Origin of the sequence: Streptomyces sp. NPDC016562 (assembly GCF_043076955.1) — a bacterium.
Lineage (GTDB): Bacteria > Actinomycetota > Actinomycetes > Streptomycetales > Streptomycetaceae > Streptomyces.
In genome coordinates this window covers 140,352-155,734 of the sequence record NZ_JBIBRZ010000003.1, presented here as the reverse complement: position 1 = coordinate 155,734, position 15,383 = coordinate 140,352, and the positions used below count along the sequence as shown (strand labels likewise).

The following is a 15,383-nucleotide window of genomic DNA, read 5'->3' as shown; positions in this document are numbered from 1 at the left end:
GTTCGGACCAAAGAAGGACTAGACCACTCGCGCCGCAAAACCCCTCGTCAGAGACCTGAGCGCACATCAGAAACCGCTCGCCACCCCGGGTGACGAGCGGTTTAAGGCTCCCTTGAGCCATCCCCCGGCAAAGGTGCGGCAATGAACCAGCCACACCCCGTTCGTACGGGGTCAGTCGGCGGCGGGCGCCTCCACCGGCATCCCGTACGCGTCCGCGACGAGTTCGTACGAGCGCAGCCGGGCCGCCCCGCTGTGGGCGTTGGCGGTGAGCATCAGCTCGTCCGCGCCCGTCCGCGCGGCCAGCTCGTCGAGCCCGGCGCGCACCTCGTCGGCGGTGCCGTGGACGACGTTCGCGAGCCAGCCGTCCACGAACTCCCGCTCCAGCGGGGAGAAGGGGTACGCCGCCGCCTCCTCGGGCGTCGGGATCAGTCCGGGCCGCCCGCTGCGCAGCCGCAGCATCGACAGGGCGCCGGTGAGGACCTGGGCGCGGGCCTCCCCGTCGGTGTCGGCGGCCAGCGCCGAGACCCCGATGACGGCGTACGGGGCGTCCAGTACGGCCGAGGGCCTGAAGCTGCTGCGGTAGAGGTCGAGGGCGGGCAGGGTGCCGGCGGCCGAGAAGTGGTGCGCGTAGGCGAAGGGCAGGCCGAGCTCCCCGGCGAGCCGGGCGCTGAAGCCGGAGGAGCCGAGCAGCCACAGCGGCGGCCTCCCGGTGGCCCCCTGCACCGGGCCCGGTACGGCGTGCACGCGGGCGTACGGGTGCCCGTCGGGGAAGTCGTCGTCGAGGAAGCGGGTGAGCTCCGCGAGCCGCCGGGGGAACTCCTCCGCCGCCTCGTCCAGCCGCCCGGGCCCGCGCAGCGCGGCGGCGGTGCGGCCGTCGGTGCCCGGCGCGCGGCCGAGCCCGAGGTCGATCCGCCCGGGGGCGAGCGCCTCCAGGGTGCCGAACTGCTCGGCGACGGCGAGCGGGGCGTGGTTGGGCAGCATGACCCCGCCCGACCCGAGCCGGATGCGGGAGGTGTGCGCGGCGAGGTGGGCCAGGATCACGGCGGGCGAGGAGCTGGCGACGCCGGGGATGGAGTGGTGCTCGGCGACCCAGTGGCGGTGGTAGCCGCGGGATTCGGCGAGCCGGGCCAGGGCGACGCTTGTGCGCAGGGAGTGGTGGGCGGTGCTGCCGGCGCCGACGCTGACGAGGTCGAGGACGGACAGCGGGACGGGCGCCCGGCCCCGTGCGGCGCCGCGGATCCCGTTCCCGTCGCCGTTCCCGACCTCGGTCCCGGTCCCGTTCCCGCCCTGCTGTCGATGCGCGGCCCGGGCATCCCCGGCGTCCCCGATGTCACTCATCGTCGCTCCCGTCTCACTGTGCCGCCCCGTTACGTCCGTACGAAGAACTCGAACCGTGAGCGGCCGCCGGGCATTCCCGGGCAGAGTGGGACCGTGCGTGTGACTCTGGCATATGCCAAACAAATAGATCCAGGCGAGGAGATGTAATTGAGCCATCAATCTCCTCAACAGGCGCTCCACATGGGCCGCTTGATGGCTATCGTGGTAGGGCAAGCGGTAACAACCTGCTAGGGGGGAAACCGTGGCGCTGAAGCCCGAGCCGACCGCGCCGTTCCACTCGGTGCAGTACGCACTACGCGTACTCGAAACGATCGCCCGGCACACCGGTGGTGTCACCGATGTGCAGATCGCGCGTGAGACCGGCCTGCCCGCAGTGCATCTCGCCCCGATGCTGCTCATGCTGCGGCGGGAGGGGTACGTCCTGCAGGTGTCCGACGGTGCCTACGCCATAGGGGATTCCCTGGTCCTGCTCGGTTCAGGCATCGACCGCCAGCAGGCGCTGACGGACAAGCTCCAGGAGACGCTGGACCGGCTGCGCGACTCGGTCGGCGCGGCCGTCTACATCAGCCGGTACGTGGACGGCGAGGTCAGGATCACGCAGTTCGCGGACAGCCCGCGCACCCCGAAGGTGCACGAGTGGGTCGATTTCCGCTCGGCGGCGCACGCCAGCGCGGTCGGCAAGTGCCTGCTGACCCAGCTCGATCTGAACGGGCGGCGTGACCACCTGGCCCGTCACAAGATCGCCCGGCTGACGTCGAAGACGATCGTGAACGAGCGGATCCTGTTTTCTCCAAGCTGGACTCGCAGCCGGCCACCGTGCCGGTGCTGGACCTCCAGGAGTACGCCGTGGGCACGGTCTGCGCGGCGGTCCCGATCACGGCCGGGGCCTCGGTGGGCTGCCTGGCCCTGTCGATGCCGGTCGAGCACGCGCACCGGCTGCGCGCCGCGGCGGACACCCTGAACCGGAAGGCGGCGCCGCTCCTGCTCTCGCTCACCCTCTAGAGGCTGCTGACCTGCTGACCTGCTGAGCGGACCGCAAAACACTTCGGGCGGTTTCCGGTGAACCGGAAACCGCCCGAAGTACAGGTGCGCCGCCAGGGACTCGAACCCCGGACCCGCTGATTAAGAGTCAGCTGCTCTAACCAACTGAGCTAGCGGCGCCTGACAGAGAAAATACTACCTGGTCCTCCGGGGTGCTCAAAACCATTACGCGGGGGTGGCCGCCCCCTGGGTGGGCCCATGATCGTCTGGGCTCCCCCCACGCGCCGGACGGCTGAAAACCGCCGCTCGCCCCCGGCAGCACCCTGATCGGGGCCGCGGCGGAGAGGACTCCTGAGCCGGGGCGCCGGGGCCTAGCGGTCCAGGAGGTCGGTGCGGCCGTGGGTCTCGTACGTCGCCAGGAGGGCGGACAGGGACTCGGCGTCCAGGAGCTCGTAGGTGCCGGAGGGGGTGCGGGTCCAGACCGGGTCGGGGCAGCGGAAGGCGGCTCGGCGCAGGGCGACGCGGTGGACCTTGTTCGTCGCCGTGACCGGCATCGCGGGGAGCACGCGGACGTAGCGCGGGGACATCTTCGTGCCCAGGTCCGGCTGCGCGGCCAGGAAGGCGGCGAAGGCCGACGGGTCGAAGTCCGCGCCGTCCCGCAGGGTGATCGCGGCCATCACCTGGTCGCCCGCGACCTCGTCCGGGACGGCGTAGACCGCGACGGCCGCCGCGGCCGGCCAGCGGGCCAGGATGTTCTCGATCACCGCGGCGGCGAGGTTCTCGCTGTCGACGCGCAGGCGGTCGTCCGTGCGGCCGGCGAAGTAGAGGAAGCCGGCCGCGTCGCGGAAGAAGAGGTCCCCCGTCCAGTACCAGCCGTCCCGGGTGCGTTCGGCCTGGGCGTCCGGGTTGCGCCAGTAGCCCTCGAAGAGGCTGCGGCCCCGGTTGACGAGTTCGCCGATGGCGGCGGAGCCGTTGAGCAGGCGGCCCGCCGGGTCCAGGACCGCCGGCGGGCATTCCAGGCCCGTGCCGGGGTCGATCACCGCCAGGTCGTCCCCGTCCGCCGCGCGGCCCAGGGCGCCCGGCGGGGTGTCCGGGGTGTGCTGGACGGAGGCGCCGCCCTCGGTGGCCCCGTAGCCCTCCACCAGCCGGACCCCGAACCGCTCCGCGAAGCGTTCCGCGTCCACCGCCCCGGCCTCGGTGCCGAAGCCGAGGCGCAGCGAGTGCGTGCGGTCGTTCGGGGTCGGGGGCGTGGCCAGGATGTACTGGACCGCCCGCCCGACGTAGGTGAAGTAGGTGGCCCCGTAGGCCCGTACGTCGTCCAGGAACGCGGAGGCGGAGAAGCGCCGGCGCAGCGCCACCGCGGCGCCGCCGGCCAGGGCCGGGAGCCAGTCGGCGATGACGGCGTTGCCGTGGAAGAGCGGCATGCAGATGTAGTGGACGTCGTCCGGGGTGACCTGGAAGCGGCGGGCCAGCGCGGAGCCGGCCGCAGCGAGCCGGCCCTGGCTGCACACGGCGGCTTTGGGGGCGCCGGTGGAGCCGGAGGTGAAGTAGAGGAGCAGCCGGTCGCCGGGGCCGGGCGGGCGCAGGGCGGCGTCGCCGGGCTTGGCGGCCGCGTAGGGGGCGAGGAGGGCCTCGTACTCCTCGGTGTCGGTGATCAGGATGCGGACGCCGGGCAGGTCGAGGCCGCGCAGGAGGGGCAGGTGGGCGCGTTCGGTGACCAGGATCCGGCAGTCGGTGTGCAGGATGTCGCGGGCGAGCTCCGGGCCGCGCCGGGTGGGGTTGATCCCGGCGACGGCGGCCCCGGCGAGGGCCGCCGCACCGAGCCAGAACGGGAACTCGGGGGTGTTGTCGAGCAGCACCCCGAGGTGCGGCTCGGCCCCCGCGGGCATGAGGTCGACGAGCAGCGCGGCGCGCGCGGCGGCCTCCTGGGCGGTCCGGTGGTGGCTGAGGACACCGGTGGCGTGCCTCAGCCCGGGCCGGTGGTCGCCCCATTGGCGCGCTATGAGCTCCGCGACGGTCTCGGGGCCGGTCGTCGTCGTCCGCATGGCGCCCGAGGTTAGCTGACGTGATGTCAGAACTGAACTGACTGCCCAGGGAGGAAGTTCAGAACTGGACGTCGGAGCAGGCGTAGAAGGCCATCGGGGTGTCGTTGACGGTCCAGACGGCCAGGATCAGGTGCCGGCCGGTCTTGCCGCTCGGCATGGCTCCCTGGTGGACGGTGGTCATGGCGGGCCGGGCCCCGTTGTAGGTGACGGTGAGGAAGGGCTGGGGGTCGAGATCGGCGCGGGTGAGGGCCTTGGTGCCGGTCCAGCCGTTCTTGGTGACGTAGTACTTGAAGTCGGTGGTGGAGTGGTTGGCGGTGAACTGCCACCGGAAGCCGTAGCTCTGGCCGCTGGTCACCTTGGTGGTGGGCCAGGCGCCGCCGCGGGGGTTGTCCAGCTCGGCGAACTGCGGGAGGCCGGCGGAACATATCTTGCCGTCGGCGGGGCCGGCGGCCGGGAAGCCCTTGTAGCCCTCGACGCTCTGCGGCTCCCACTGGATCGCGCCGCAGTCGGAGACCGTCTTGTTGGCGCAGAGCTTCTGGCGGCTGATGGGGGTGTCGGTGTAGCCGTGGCTGCTGGCGCTGGGGGCGCCGAGGAGGGTGATTCCGGCGACGAGGCCGAGTCCGAGCGCGGTGGCGCCGGACCGTTTGGGCATGCGGAGGTGACGCATGATGCTCCTTGAACGTGGGGGGAGTTCGGTGAGCGCGCGCGGGGGGATTTAGGTCTAGACCAAGTTCCAGACTATGGACGGGAGTTGGCCATGTCCAGACCAACGCGGGAACGGGTGGTCCGGTCGGTTCCGGCCACCCGTTCCGTACGTGCGCGCTCCGTCCCCTCAGGGCTCAGGCCTCACGTGCCCTATTCACAGCGCCCGGTGTAGAAGGCGACCGTGAGGTCCTTCACCAGGGCCTTGCGCTCGTAGTCGTCGAGCTCGACGAGCCCGCGTGAGGTCAGGCGGTGGACGGTGTCGTCGACGGCGTCCACGATCGAGGTCAGCACGGTGTCCCGGTGCTTGGCGTCGATCGCCGCGACCCGGCGGCGGCGCATGGCCTCGGCGACCTCGGCCGCGTACTCGATCCGGGTCGGCTGGGCCGAGAACACCTCGATCCCGACGGCCTCGGTCTCGGCGGCCAGCATCCGGGTCAGCGCGTCGCCGACGGCCTCGGCGTCGCGCAGGGTCGGGGCGTCCTCGTGGAAGGCGTCGGCGGGGAGTTGGGACAGCACGCGGGCCATGGCCGATTCGACCTGTTCGGCGAGGTACTCCGTGTGGTCCGCGACGGCCAGGGTGGCCCTGGCGGTGTCCTTGACCTGCCAGACGACCTGGACGACGACCTGGAGGGCGAGGCCGCCGGAGTCCACGGCGGGCATGGGGTCGCTGCGCCAGTGGCGCAGGCGTACGTCGACGCGGCGGCGCAGGAGGAGGGGGCTGACCCAGGTCAGGCCGGTACGGCGGACCGTGCCGCGGTAGCGGCCGAAGAGGGTGAGCACCCAGGCGTGGCCGGCCCGGACGCGGCCGAGGCCGCCGAGCGCGATGAGGGCGACGATGCCGAGGAAGGCGAGCGGGGGCCAGTGGGTGGCGCGCAGGCCGCGGTAGGCGCGGGGGGCCGCGCCGAAGGCGGCGAGGAAGGGGTCGGGGACGGCCCCGGCCCGCCACAGCACTGCCGCGCACCCCGCGAGGGCGGTCCCGCCGACGGCGACGCCGACCCAGCCGGGCAGTACGGGGCCGCGGTGCTCCCGGAGCCGGTGGTCCCCGCGGGGTACGCGGCGGCCGGGGGCGGGACGGGTGACGGCCGTCGGCCGCGGTGCGGGCCCCTGCTTCGGTGCGGGCTGCGGCGGGGGCTGCTGCCCGGGCTGCGGCGCGCCGCGGAAGGGCAGGTGCACCGGCACCTCGGTGACGGCACTCCCCCGCGGGACCGGCCGCAGCCGGGCGACCTCGGGCACCTCACCCTCGCCCAGGCCGCGCGCCACCGCCTGAGCGACGATCCCGGCAACACCGGGCCCGGGCACGCGGTGCGCATCCGCGGGTCCGGCCGTGGTGCCCTCGCCCCGCGCGGGGCGGCCGGCCGGTGCGGGGTCGCCCGCCTGGCCCTCACCCCGCGTGCGGCGGCCGGCCGGGCCGGGGTCGGCAGGCAGGTCCTCGCCTCGGGGGCGGCGGGTGGCCGGGCCGGGGTCGGCCTCGCCGGGCCCGGGCACACGGTATGTGTCCGCGGGCTCGCCCGGCAGATCCTCGCCCCGAGGGCGGCGGGCGGCCGGGCCGGGGTCGGCGGGCACGTCCTCACCCCGGGGGCGGCGGCCGGCCGGTGCAGAGTGATCCGCCTGGCCCACGCCCGGCGTGCGGCGGCCGGCCGGGCCGGAGTCGGCCCCACCAGGCCCGGGCACGCGGTGCGCATCCACGGGTTCGCCCAGCTGGCCCTCGCCCCGCGTGCGGCGGCTGGCCGAGTCGGGGTCGCCCCCGCCGAGCCCGGGCACGCGGTACGCATCCACGGGTTCGCCCGGCTCGCCTTCGGCCCGCGTGCGGCGGGTGGCCGGTGCGGGGTCGGCCGCCTGGCCCTGCGGATGCGGAACGCCCGGCTGCGGCGAGGTGTGCACCGGCTCGGGTTCGGCCTGACTGCGCGCGGCGGGGACCTCCGGCCCGGCCGGGGGCGAAGCCTGCGCGGCGGGCGCACCCACGAGCACGGAACCGGGCGCGGCATCCGCAGCCCCGGCGGAACGGCCTTCGGCCGAGTGGTCCGCGCGGGCAGCACCAAGGCCCTGGTACCGGTCCTGGTCCTGCACGTCGGACCGGCCCCCGGGCCCGGGTACGGGCGCGGGCGCAAGCCCCGCTTCCGTTGCCGGGCGGATCCCGGGCCACTGCGGGCGAGCCGAAGAAGCAGGGGTGGGCCTGCACTCCGATGCCGCCCGCAGTACACCCGCATGCGCGGGCATGGCGGCCCAGCCGAAGGAGGTCTTGCCCGACGGGCCGACCGGCTCCGCCGAGGCGGCGGTCCCCACGGCCTCCCGCCGCGCCGCCCCGGAGGCATGGCCGGCACCGGGCGCCGCGCCCGTTTCGTGCGATGTGGCCCCAGCTACTCGGGCCTCTGCGACCCCGTCCGGCCGAACAGCGGCAGCCAGGCCGACCCCGGCCACGGCTACCTGCTCCGCAGCCATCTCCGCGGGCGAAGCCAGGGACACCGACCCCGCATCCCCCGCCGGGGTCGAGCCCGTTGGAGGCACGGCGGTACCCCAACTCCGGCGGGTGGCCGACACAGGAGCGGGCTCCGCACCCCGGCCGGAGCCCGCCGCGGGCGCAGGAACAGCAACCCCGTCGGGCGAGGCCAAGGCGACCGACCCGGCATCTTCCGCCGGGTTCGAGCCCGCCGCGTGGACGGCAGCACCCCAGCTCTGGCGGGTGGCCGACACAGGAGCGGGATCCTCACCTGTCGCAGGTGCAAAAACAGCAACCCGATCGGGCGAAGCGACGGCTGGCGACCCGGCGTCGCCGGCCGAGCCCCTTGCAGGCGCGGCCGTACCCCAGTCCGCGCGGGCGGCCGACCCAGGAGCGGAATCCCCCGCCGGGGCCGCTGCGGCCCGCCCCGGGCGGGCCTGCGAAGCAGCGGCGGGAGCCGCAGCCCCCGCCGAACCCGCCGCAGGCACGGGGACGGCAACCCCTTCGGGCGAGGGCAGGGGAAGCGACGACCCCGCCTCCCCACCCGGGGTCGAGGCCGCCGCAGGCGCGGCCGCGCCCCACCCTTCGCGGGTGGCCGACACCGGAGCGGAATTCTCAGCCCGGGCCGCGCCCGCCGCAGGTGCAGCCGCAGGGGTCGTGGTCCCGGCCCAGCCCGCCGCAGGCGGGGCGGTCGTTGCCCCGGCCGAGCCCGCAGGCGCAATGGCCGCAGGCGCAGCAGTCACAGGCGCAGGCGTGGCCCAGCCGGGGCGGGCGAGCGAGGCGGTGGCGGTGTCGACAGGCCCAGCCGAGCCCGCCGCAGGCGCAGCGGCGGGGGCCGTGGTCCGGGCCGAGCCCGCCGCAGGCGGAGCGGTCGGGGTCATCGTCCGGGCTGAGCACGCCGCAGGCGGGACGTGGAGGGTGCCCGTGGTCGAGGTGGTGTGCGTGGGGTACATCGTTGCCTCCGTCATGCGAACAGCCGGCGCCAGGTTTCCGGGCCCGGGTAGCCGTTGGCCGAGGTGCCGCGCCAGCCCTGCGCGCGTTGGAAGGCCTCGACGTTGCGGCGGTCGGTCTCGCTCCAGCGCGGGCCCGGCCCGGACGTGTAGTGCTTGCCGAAGCCCTTCTTGATCAGTTGGCGGCCCAGGGCCGTGATGGCCGGGTGGGACCGGCCCGGGCGGAACACCGCCGCCCCGGGGTAGGCCCGTACTCCGCCGGGGCCCGGCGCGGCGTCCACCGTCGGCGGGATGTCCCGGCCCTGGTGCTCGACCAGCAGCCGCCAGGTGTGCGCGCCGGGCAGGCCGTCGGCGTCGGCGCCCCGCCAGCCCTGCGCGAGCTGGAACGCCTGGGTCGACAGGCGGTGGGCGTCCGTCCACGTACGGCCGGCCTGCCCCTTCGGGTAGAAGCGGTACGCGCCGCGCTCGATCAGCATCCGGCCCAGCTGGGCCACGTGGTCGTTCGTGGCGCCCGGGCCGAACTTGTCCGCCCCCGGGAAGACCGTCACGTCCCCGGGCTTCGGACCCGAGGCCGGCGGCTCGGCCCCGGGGGGCTGCGTAACCGGCGGCTGGGGGACAGGGACCGGCGGCACCTGCGGCACCTGCGGGACGATCCCGCCCGTCACCCCGTTGAACCTGTACGGGACGTACTTCGCCGCGTTGGTCCAGTACCCGTACGGCGTGGCCAGCTTCCGCGTCGTCGGACGCGTCTGCTCGTAGGCGACGTAGTGCGTGCGCGTCTCGTCGACCCAGCCGCCGAAGATCACCACGTGCGAGCCGTTGTTGGGGTCCGCCGGGTTGTGGAAGAGCAGCATGTCCCCCGGCAGCAGCTCCTCCTTGGTGATCTTGGTGGCGAATTTGTCGAGGCTGCCGGTCCACTCGTTCGTACCAAGGTTCCAGACCATGGAGACGAAGCCCGAGCAGTCCTGCCGGTAGCCGTCCGTCCAGTACTCGGACATGCTGTACGGGACCTTCGCGTCCAGCCACAGCTTCGCCCGGTTGATGATCGTCGCGCGCTCGATCCGCTTCACGGCGGCGGGCCGCCCCGGGGCGCCCGGTTTCCCGACCGGGCTGCCCTTCGGGCCGTGCAGGGGGGTCCGGTCGCCCTGCGGGGAACCGGGGTCGTCCAGGGCCACCGGGCCGGGACCGGGAGGCGGGGTCGTCACCGCCACCGCGGGCGCGCCGCCCCCGGTGAGGACCACTCCCGCGGCGGTGGCCAGGACCAGCGCCCGGCGGGCCCCGCGGGCCGCGGGATGACCGCCGTCGCGCAGCGGTACGGTCCGCGCGCGGGCGAGGGCCCGGCGGCTCTGGGCGCATCCCCGGCACACGCAGTCGCCCGCGGGCTCGTACTCCTCGAAGGCGGGCATCGGCATCTGCACATGCGTCGGAGGCTGCATCGTCATGCGGTTCCGTCCACTCCCCTGCTCGTCCCCTGCTCGTCCACTGGTCGACCGGGGCCGCATCTGATAAAGCATCAGATGCGGCACGGCCAGACATATCGTGCACGACAACCCCCTCAAACATGGGTTAATCAGACAAGGCGGGCGTGGCTGGTCACGAGCACCTGCGGAGGTGGGGTAGAGTTTTCCCTGTCAGCAAGCGCCGCTAGCTCAGTTGGTTAGAGCAGCTGACTCTTAATCAGCGGGTCCGGGGTTCGAGTCCCTGGCGGCGCACAGACGGAGGAAACCCCCCGCAGCGAAAGCTGCGGGGGGTTTCCTCGTTCTGCCGCCGGAACGCGGGCTCCTAGGCCTCCGCGCCCGGGCGGATGCCGACGCCCGTCAGGTAGGCGGAGACCACCACATTGGCCGTGTACTGCTTGGCCACCTTGTCGTACGAGCCGCCGCAGGTCACCAGCCTCAGCTCGGCGCGGCCCTTGATCCGCTGGCCGTACACCTTGTGCGCGTCGAAGGCCGAGCGCTCGTAGACCTGTACGTCCTCGATCGTGAACTCGGCGACCGAGCCGTCCGCCCGCACGACCCGGATCTTGTCACCCGGTTGCGCCGAGCTCAGGCCGTAGAACACCGCCGGCTTGGAGCGGGTGTCCACGTGCCCCACCATCAGCGCGGCGCCGGCGGTCCCCGGCTGGGTGCCCTTGTCCCACCAGCCCACGGTGCCCGGGCTGTCGTACGGGGGCGGGTCGATCCCGCCGTCCTTGTCCAGGCCCCGGGGGACGACCGGGGCCTGGATGCCTATGGAGGGCACGTCGACCCGCTGCGGCAGGGCCCCGGCCAGAGGGGCGTGCGCGGCCGGCAGCCCGCGTCCCACCGACCCGCCCGCCTGACCGGCGAGCGGGACGGGCACCCCCGTGAGCTGGCGGCCCCACAGCCACAGGCCGAGCACCAGCACCGACCAGGCGGTGAAGGTCAGCAGGCGGCCGCCGGCGGCGGACCTGCCCGCACCCGTACGCCCCTCACTCATGCGGCCCCCCTCACTCACCGCTGCGGCGGCGGCGCAGCGTCAGCGCGCGGCCCGCCACCGCCAGGGTGGCCGCCGCCGCGAGGACGGCGCCGATCACCGTGTGCGGCAGGCCCGGGCCGTCGTCGCCGTGCTGCTTCTTGGCCGTGGCAGCGGCGGCGGCCGGATCGGCCGCGGCCAGTTCGGCGGACATGCCGCCGCCGCCCGCGTGGACCGGCCAGAACGGCGAGGGGTGGTGGTGGGGGCTGTACTCGGAGATCTGGACGGAGCCGCTGACCTTTTCATGGCCGTCGCACATCACCCGGACGGAGTGCCAGCCGGGCGAGGCGTGCGAGCTGATCATCGCGTCGCCGTAGAGCGGGCTGCGGCCGCCGTCACGGCCGTACAGGTCGGCGTCCGCCACGAAGACGGAGGACTTGGCCGAACCCCTGGTGCCCTCGCACCCGTGGACGCGCAGCTTGACCTGCGCTCCGGGGTGGGCCGGGTTCGGGTCGACGGTGATGCTGCCGCGGTCGCCGTGGCCACCGCGGTCCTCCTCGCCGGCGAGGGCGACGGGCGCGGCCACCGCGGAGAGCGCCGTCAGGGCGACGGCCACCCCGGCGGCGCGGAGAGCGATCGGAACACTGCGCATGGTGAACCTCCTCGTCAAGGAGATTCACGCGCGGCGCGCCGCTCCGCATCCGGAACGGCGCCGTACGTGTCAGCCGTACGCCTCAAACGGGGTACGGCCTGTCGGCCGAACGCGTCGCGCTCAGATGAGGTCGACCAGATCCGCGATCGAGTCGACCGTCCTGGTCGGGCGGTACGGGAACCGCTCGGTGTCCTTTTCGGTCGTCAGGCCGGTCAGGACGAGGAAGGTCTGCATGCCCGCCTCCAGGCCGGCCAGGACATCGGTGTCCATCCGGTCGCCGATCATCGCGCTGGTCTCCGAGTGGGCGCCGATGGCGTTCAGGCCGGTACGCATCATCAGCGGGTTCGGCTTGCCGGCGAAGTACGGGCGCTTGCCGGTCGCCTTGGTGATCAGCGCGGCGACCGCGCCGGTGGCCGGGAGCGGGCCCTCGGCGGAGGGGCCGGTCTCGTCCGGGTTGGTGCAGATGAAGCGCGCGCCCGCGTTGATCAGGCGGACCGCCTTCGTCATGGCCTCGAAGCTGTACGTGCGGGTCTCGCCCAGGACCACGTAGTCGGGCTCGTGGTCGGTCAGGATGTAGCCGATGTCGTGCAGGGCGGTGGTCAGGCCGGCCTCGCCGATGACGTACGCGGTGCCGCCGGGGCGCTGGTCGTCGAGGAACTTCGCGGTGGCCAGCGCGGAGGTCCAGATGTTCTCGACCGGGACGTCCAGGCCCATGCGGAACAGGCGGGCCTGGAGGTCGCGCGGGGTGTAGATGGAGTTGTTGGTCAGCACCAGGAAGGGCTTGCCGGACTCGCGCAGCCGCTTGATGAAGGCATCGGCGCCAGGGATCGGAATGCCCTCGTGGATGAGGACCCCGTCCATGTCGGTGAGCCAGGATTCGATCGGCTTGCGCTCTGCCACTGGACTGTTCTCCGCTCTCGGTGGCCCTTACCCTCTGACCTTTGACGTGTGGTCTGTACCACCCTATCGGGGCCGGGCCGTGGACGCCGTGGCCGTCCACAGCCCGGACCCGGGGGCGGTTGCGGGACCACCGGAGAGCGGGAGAGCGGCCCGACTCAGCCCAGCCGGACGTTGTCGACGGTCCAGTACCAGTTGTTGCTTCCGGTGTAGCGGAAGCGGATCTGGACGTCGGTGGCGCCGGCCGGGACCTGGAGCGCCAGTGACTCGGTCTTCGCGACGGCGTCGGCGGTGTAGGACTTGACCACCGTGGGCGCGGCGCCGTCGTAGGAGACCAGGACCTGGGCGCTCTGCCCGGCCTCGTGGCGGTAGTGGGTCTGGAAGGTCAGATTCCGCGTGCTGCCCCCGGTGACCGCCCACTTGGGGGTGATCAAGGTGGAGTCGAAGGCACCCGTGTGGCTCTTGTCGTCCCACTCGTCGGAGTCGGCGACGGCGAAGACGTCACGGGAGCGCACGTTCAGCTCGCGCCACTGGTCGCGCTGCGACCGGCTCCAGAACTCGTCGGTCGCGAAGGCCCAGCCGGCCCACTCCGCCACACCGCCCGTGCCCATCCGGGAGTTGTCGACGGACCAGCCCGCGGGCGGGGTGTGCGTGAAGCCCTTCACCCCGGAGGGGATGCCCGTCTCGTCCACGCGCTCCCGCAGGTCCGGGCGCAGGCTGTCGAAGGGGTCGTCGTCCGGGGCGTTCAGCGGGAGGCCGTCCAGCCCGGTGGTGGCGACGCCGACCTGGGCCAGCGCGACGGCGGCCACGTCGACCAGCTTCACGTCGTCGCGCACCGAACCGGCGGGGATGCCCGGCCCCCGGGCGATGACGAAGGTGCCGCGCTCCTGGATGGTCGAGCCGCCGTGGCCGCCGGCGTCGGTGTGGCCGTGGTCGGTGGTGACCAGGACCTTCCAGTTTTCCTGGCCGTACGTCGGGCGGTTCTGGACGGCGGTGAGCAGCCGGCCGACCAGGACGTCGACGCGGGCGATGGTGTCGAGGTACTGCTGACTGGCGGCGCCGTAGGAGTGGCCGGCCGCGTCGATCTCGCCGAAGTAGACGAAGGCTGCGTCCGGGTTCTGGTCCTGGAGTTCGGCGGCGGCCGCGGCGGCGATCTTCGGGTCCTCGTTGCGGTAGCCGTCGCGGTCGCCCTTGAGGGACAGGCGCTTGTCGACCTTGGCCGAGAAGATCGGGCCGTTCTGGTCGGTGGAGGTGATCGGCTCCCAGTCGGCGGCCGCGTACGTGTTGAGCGTCGGCTTGGCGTTCTCGATGCGGGTGAGGAAGTCGGGGTAGGCCGTGTAGTTCTTGCCGGTGAAGGAGTTGTCCTTCACCCCGTGCCGGTCGGGCCAGACACCGGTGGCGATGGTGGACCAGCCGGGGCCGGAGGAGGTGGCGGCCATCGGGTTGGCGTACAGGGTGCTGCGGGCGGTCAGGCCCTGGGCCATCAGGCCGTTCAGGTGCGGCGCGTTGGCGGCCTTGACGCGGTCGAGGACCGCGCCGTCGAGGCCGATGACGAGCACCTTGTCGGTGTTGGCGAGCGTGGCGGCGACGGCGGGCGCGTCGGCGGCGCCGGCGGGGGTGGGGGCGGCCGCCGCGAGGGTCGCGGCGATCAGGGCGGTGGCGGTGGCGGTCACGGCGATGACGCGGCGTCCGGGCAGGACAGGGGACACGTACTCCTCCTGGGAGCAAGTGAGCGGCGGGAGGTGCGGGGACGGGGAGGGCCGGACCGGAGGCGCGCGGTGCCGTCTTCGGTCCAGACCCGTTATGCAAGCGTCATGCTCCTGGTCGTGGGTGGCCAGGAAGTAACCGGTCAGCTTCCGGTCGCCGACTTCCACGCGTCGACGTAGGCCGTGAGGTTCTTGTCGATGTCGGCCCAGTCCGGTTCGAAGACCTCGACACCGGTCATGAGCTTGGTGAGTTCGACGGCGTTGGCGTCGGTCGCCTTGACGTCGGTGCGCGCCGGGAATCCGCCGCCGACCTCGCTGACCAGCTTCTGGGCGTCCTCGCTGAGCAGGTGGTCGAGGAGCTTCTTGCCGTTCTCGCTGTGCGGGGCCTTGGCGACCAGGCCGGCCGCGTACGGCAGGGCGAAGGTGGTGGGCTTGCCGCCGTCCTTCGCCGGGAACCAGATGCCCAGGTTCGGCATGGACTTGGACTGCGCGAAGTTCATCTGGACGTCGCCGTTGGCCACGAGCAGCTCGCCCTTGTCCGTCTTCGGCGCGAGCTTGCTGGTGGAGGAGGACGGGCCGACGTTGTTGGCCTGGAGCTTCTTGAGGTACTCCATCGCCGGTTCCTTGCCGCCGAAGTCGTGCATCGACTTGATGAGGACGGCGGTGCCGTCGCCCGCGACACCGGGGGTGGAGTACTGGAGCTTGCCCTTGTACCGGGCGTCGAGCAGCTCCTCCCAGGTCTTGGGGGCCTGGCCGAGCTCCTTCTTGTTGTAGACGAAGCCGAAGTAGTTGTTCACGACCGAGGTCCACGTGCCGTCGGCGGCCTTGTCCCCGCCGTTGACCTTGTCGGAGCCCTGCGGCGCGTAGGCCTGGAGCAGGCCCTTGCCGTCGGCCTGCTGGATGAAGGGCGGCAGGGTGATCAGTACGTCGGCCTGGGTGTTGGTCTTCTCGCGGACGGCGCGCTGCACCATCTCGCCCGAACCGCCCTCGACGTACTTGACCTCGATGCCCGTCTTGCGGGTGAAGTCGGCGAACACCTTGTCGTACCAGCCGTCGCCCTTCTCGCTCTTGAGGCCGTCGGCGCTGTAGACGGTGACGACCTTCTCGCCGCCGCCGGAGTCGGCGGCGGTCGAGCCGCCGCAGGCGGTGAGGGAGGCGGCGAGGGCGAGGCAGCCGGTGACGGCGGCGGTGGCGCGGAGCAGCGGTCTTCTGGGCATGGAACTTCCTTACGGGGAAAGG

General features: G+C 73.2%; 10 protein-coding genes, 2 tRNA genes and 1 pseudogene. 2 read left to right on the top strand and 11 right to left on the bottom strand.

Features of this window, described 5'->3' with window-relative positions:
• Positions 1 to 171 precede the first annotated feature (171 nt).
• Positions 172 to 1,338, bottom strand: coding sequence for an LLM class flavin-dependent oxidoreductase (locus tag ACF059_RS15840; protein ID WP_392056997.1), 1,167 nt, complete (start codon positions 1,336 to 1,338; stop codon positions 172 to 174).
• 241 nt (positions 1,339 to 1,579) lie between these two features.
• Here ACF059_RS15840 and ACF059_RS15835 point away from each other — a divergent pair.
• Positions 1,580 to 2,340: pseudogene (locus ACF059_RS15835) on the top strand (IclR family transcriptional regulator).
• Between the two features lie 85 nt (positions 2,341 to 2,425).
• On the opposite strand, the gene ACF059_RS15830 reads toward ACF059_RS15835, so the two are convergent.
• The 5 genes from ACF059_RS15830 to ACF059_RS15810 all read right to left on the bottom strand — a co-directional run bounded on the left by ACF059_RS15830 (position 2,426) and on the right by ACF059_RS15810 (position 9,868).
• Positions 2,426 to 2,499 (bottom strand) — tRNA-Lys (locus ACF059_RS15830).
• 191 nt (positions 2,500 to 2,690) lie between these two features.
• Positions 2,691 to 4,364: an AMP-binding protein gene (locus tag ACF059_RS15825; protein WP_392056994.1), complete on the bottom strand. Its 1,674-nt coding sequence runs from the start codon at positions 4,362 to 4,364 to the stop codon at positions 2,691 to 2,693.
• A 58-nt stretch (positions 4,365 to 4,422) separates the two neighbouring features.
• Positions 4,423 to 5,016 (bottom strand): lytic polysaccharide monooxygenase, encoded by a 594-nt coding sequence (locus ACF059_RS15820; protein WP_392058116.1) that lies wholly within the window; start codon positions 5,014 to 5,016, stop codon positions 4,423 to 4,425.
• Positions 5,017 to 5,219: 203 nt separating this feature from the next.
• A complete protein-coding gene (locus ACF059_RS15815; RefSeq protein ID WP_392056991.1) occupies positions 5,220 to 7,136 on the bottom strand; it encodes an SPFH domain-containing protein in 1,917 nt (638 codons plus the stop codon).
• Between the two features lie 1,334 nt (positions 7,137 to 8,470).
• Complete coding sequence (locus ACF059_RS15810) at positions 8,471 to 9,868, bottom strand: peptidoglycan-binding protein (RefSeq protein WP_392058113.1); 1,398 nt, start codon at positions 9,866 to 9,868, stop codon at positions 8,471 to 8,473.
• Positions 9,869 to 10,094: 226 nt separating this feature from the next.
• Between ACF059_RS15810 and ACF059_RS15805 the strand changes: the two genes are divergently transcribed.
• A tRNA-Lys gene (locus ACF059_RS15805) sits at positions 10,095 to 10,168 on the top strand.
• Positions 10,169 to 10,238: 70 nt separating this feature from the next.
• Here ACF059_RS15805 and ACF059_RS15800 read toward each other — a convergent pair.
• From ACF059_RS15800 to ACF059_RS15780, 5 genes are all read right to left on the bottom strand, one after another.
• Positions 10,239 to 10,913 (bottom strand): class F sortase, encoded by a 675-nt coding sequence (locus tag ACF059_RS15800; protein WP_392056988.1) that lies wholly within the window; start codon positions 10,911 to 10,913, stop codon positions 10,239 to 10,241.
• 10 nt (positions 10,914 to 10,923) lie between these two features.
• The gene (locus tag ACF059_RS15795) at positions 10,924 to 11,541 is read right to left on the bottom strand and encodes a hypothetical protein (protein WP_392056985.1); all 618 of its coding nucleotides are present in this window, start codon (positions 11,539 to 11,541) and stop codon (positions 10,924 to 10,926) included.
• A gap of 120 nt (positions 11,542 to 11,661) precedes the next feature.
• Positions 11,662 to 12,441, bottom strand: a complete 780-nt coding sequence (locus ACF059_RS15790) for an HAD-IIA family hydrolase (RefSeq protein WP_361945664.1) — start codon at positions 12,439 to 12,441, stop codon at positions 11,662 to 11,664.
• A 155-nt stretch (positions 12,442 to 12,596) separates the two neighbouring features.
• A complete protein-coding gene (locus ACF059_RS15785; RefSeq protein ID WP_392056983.1) occupies positions 12,597 to 14,147 on the bottom strand; it encodes an alkaline phosphatase family protein in 1,551 nt (516 codons plus the stop codon).
• 140 nt (positions 14,148 to 14,287) lie between these two features.
• The gene (locus ACF059_RS15780) at positions 14,288 to 15,361 is read right to left on the bottom strand and encodes a 2-aminoethylphosphonate ABC transporter substrate-binding protein (RefSeq protein WP_392056980.1); all 1,074 of its coding nucleotides are present in this window, start codon (positions 15,359 to 15,361) and stop codon (positions 14,288 to 14,290) included.
• Positions 15,362 to 15,383 lie beyond the last annotated feature (22 nt).

Excerpts from the sequence above, each read along its gene's own strand:
- ACF059_RS15840 (WP_392056997.1), bottom strand. The coding sequence starts at position 1,338 with ATGAGTGACATCGGGGACGCCGGGGATGCCCGGGCCGCGCATCGACAG.
- ACF059_RS15825 (WP_392056994.1), bottom strand. The coding sequence starts at position 4,364 with ATGCGGACGACGACGACCGGCCCCGAGACCGTCGCGGAGCTCATAGCG.
- ACF059_RS15820 (WP_392058116.1), bottom strand. The coding sequence starts at position 5,016 with ATGCCCAAACGGTCCGGCGCCACCGCGCTCGGACTCGGCCTCGTCGCC.
- ACF059_RS15810 (WP_392058113.1), bottom strand. The coding sequence starts at position 9,868 with ATGCCGATGCCCGCCTTCGAGGAGTACGAGCCCGCGGGCGACTGCGTG.
- ACF059_RS15800 (WP_392056988.1), bottom strand. The coding sequence starts at position 10,913 with ATGAGTGAGGGGCGTACGGGTGCGGGCAGGTCCGCCGCCGGCGGCCGC.
- ACF059_RS15795 (WP_392056985.1), bottom strand. The coding sequence starts at position 11,541 with ATGCGCAGTGTTCCGATCGCTCTCCGCGCCGCCGGGGTGGCCGTCGCC.
- ACF059_RS15780 (WP_392056980.1), bottom strand. The coding sequence starts at position 15,361 with ATGCCCAGAAGACCGCTGCTCCGCGCCACCGCCGCCGTCACCGGCTGC.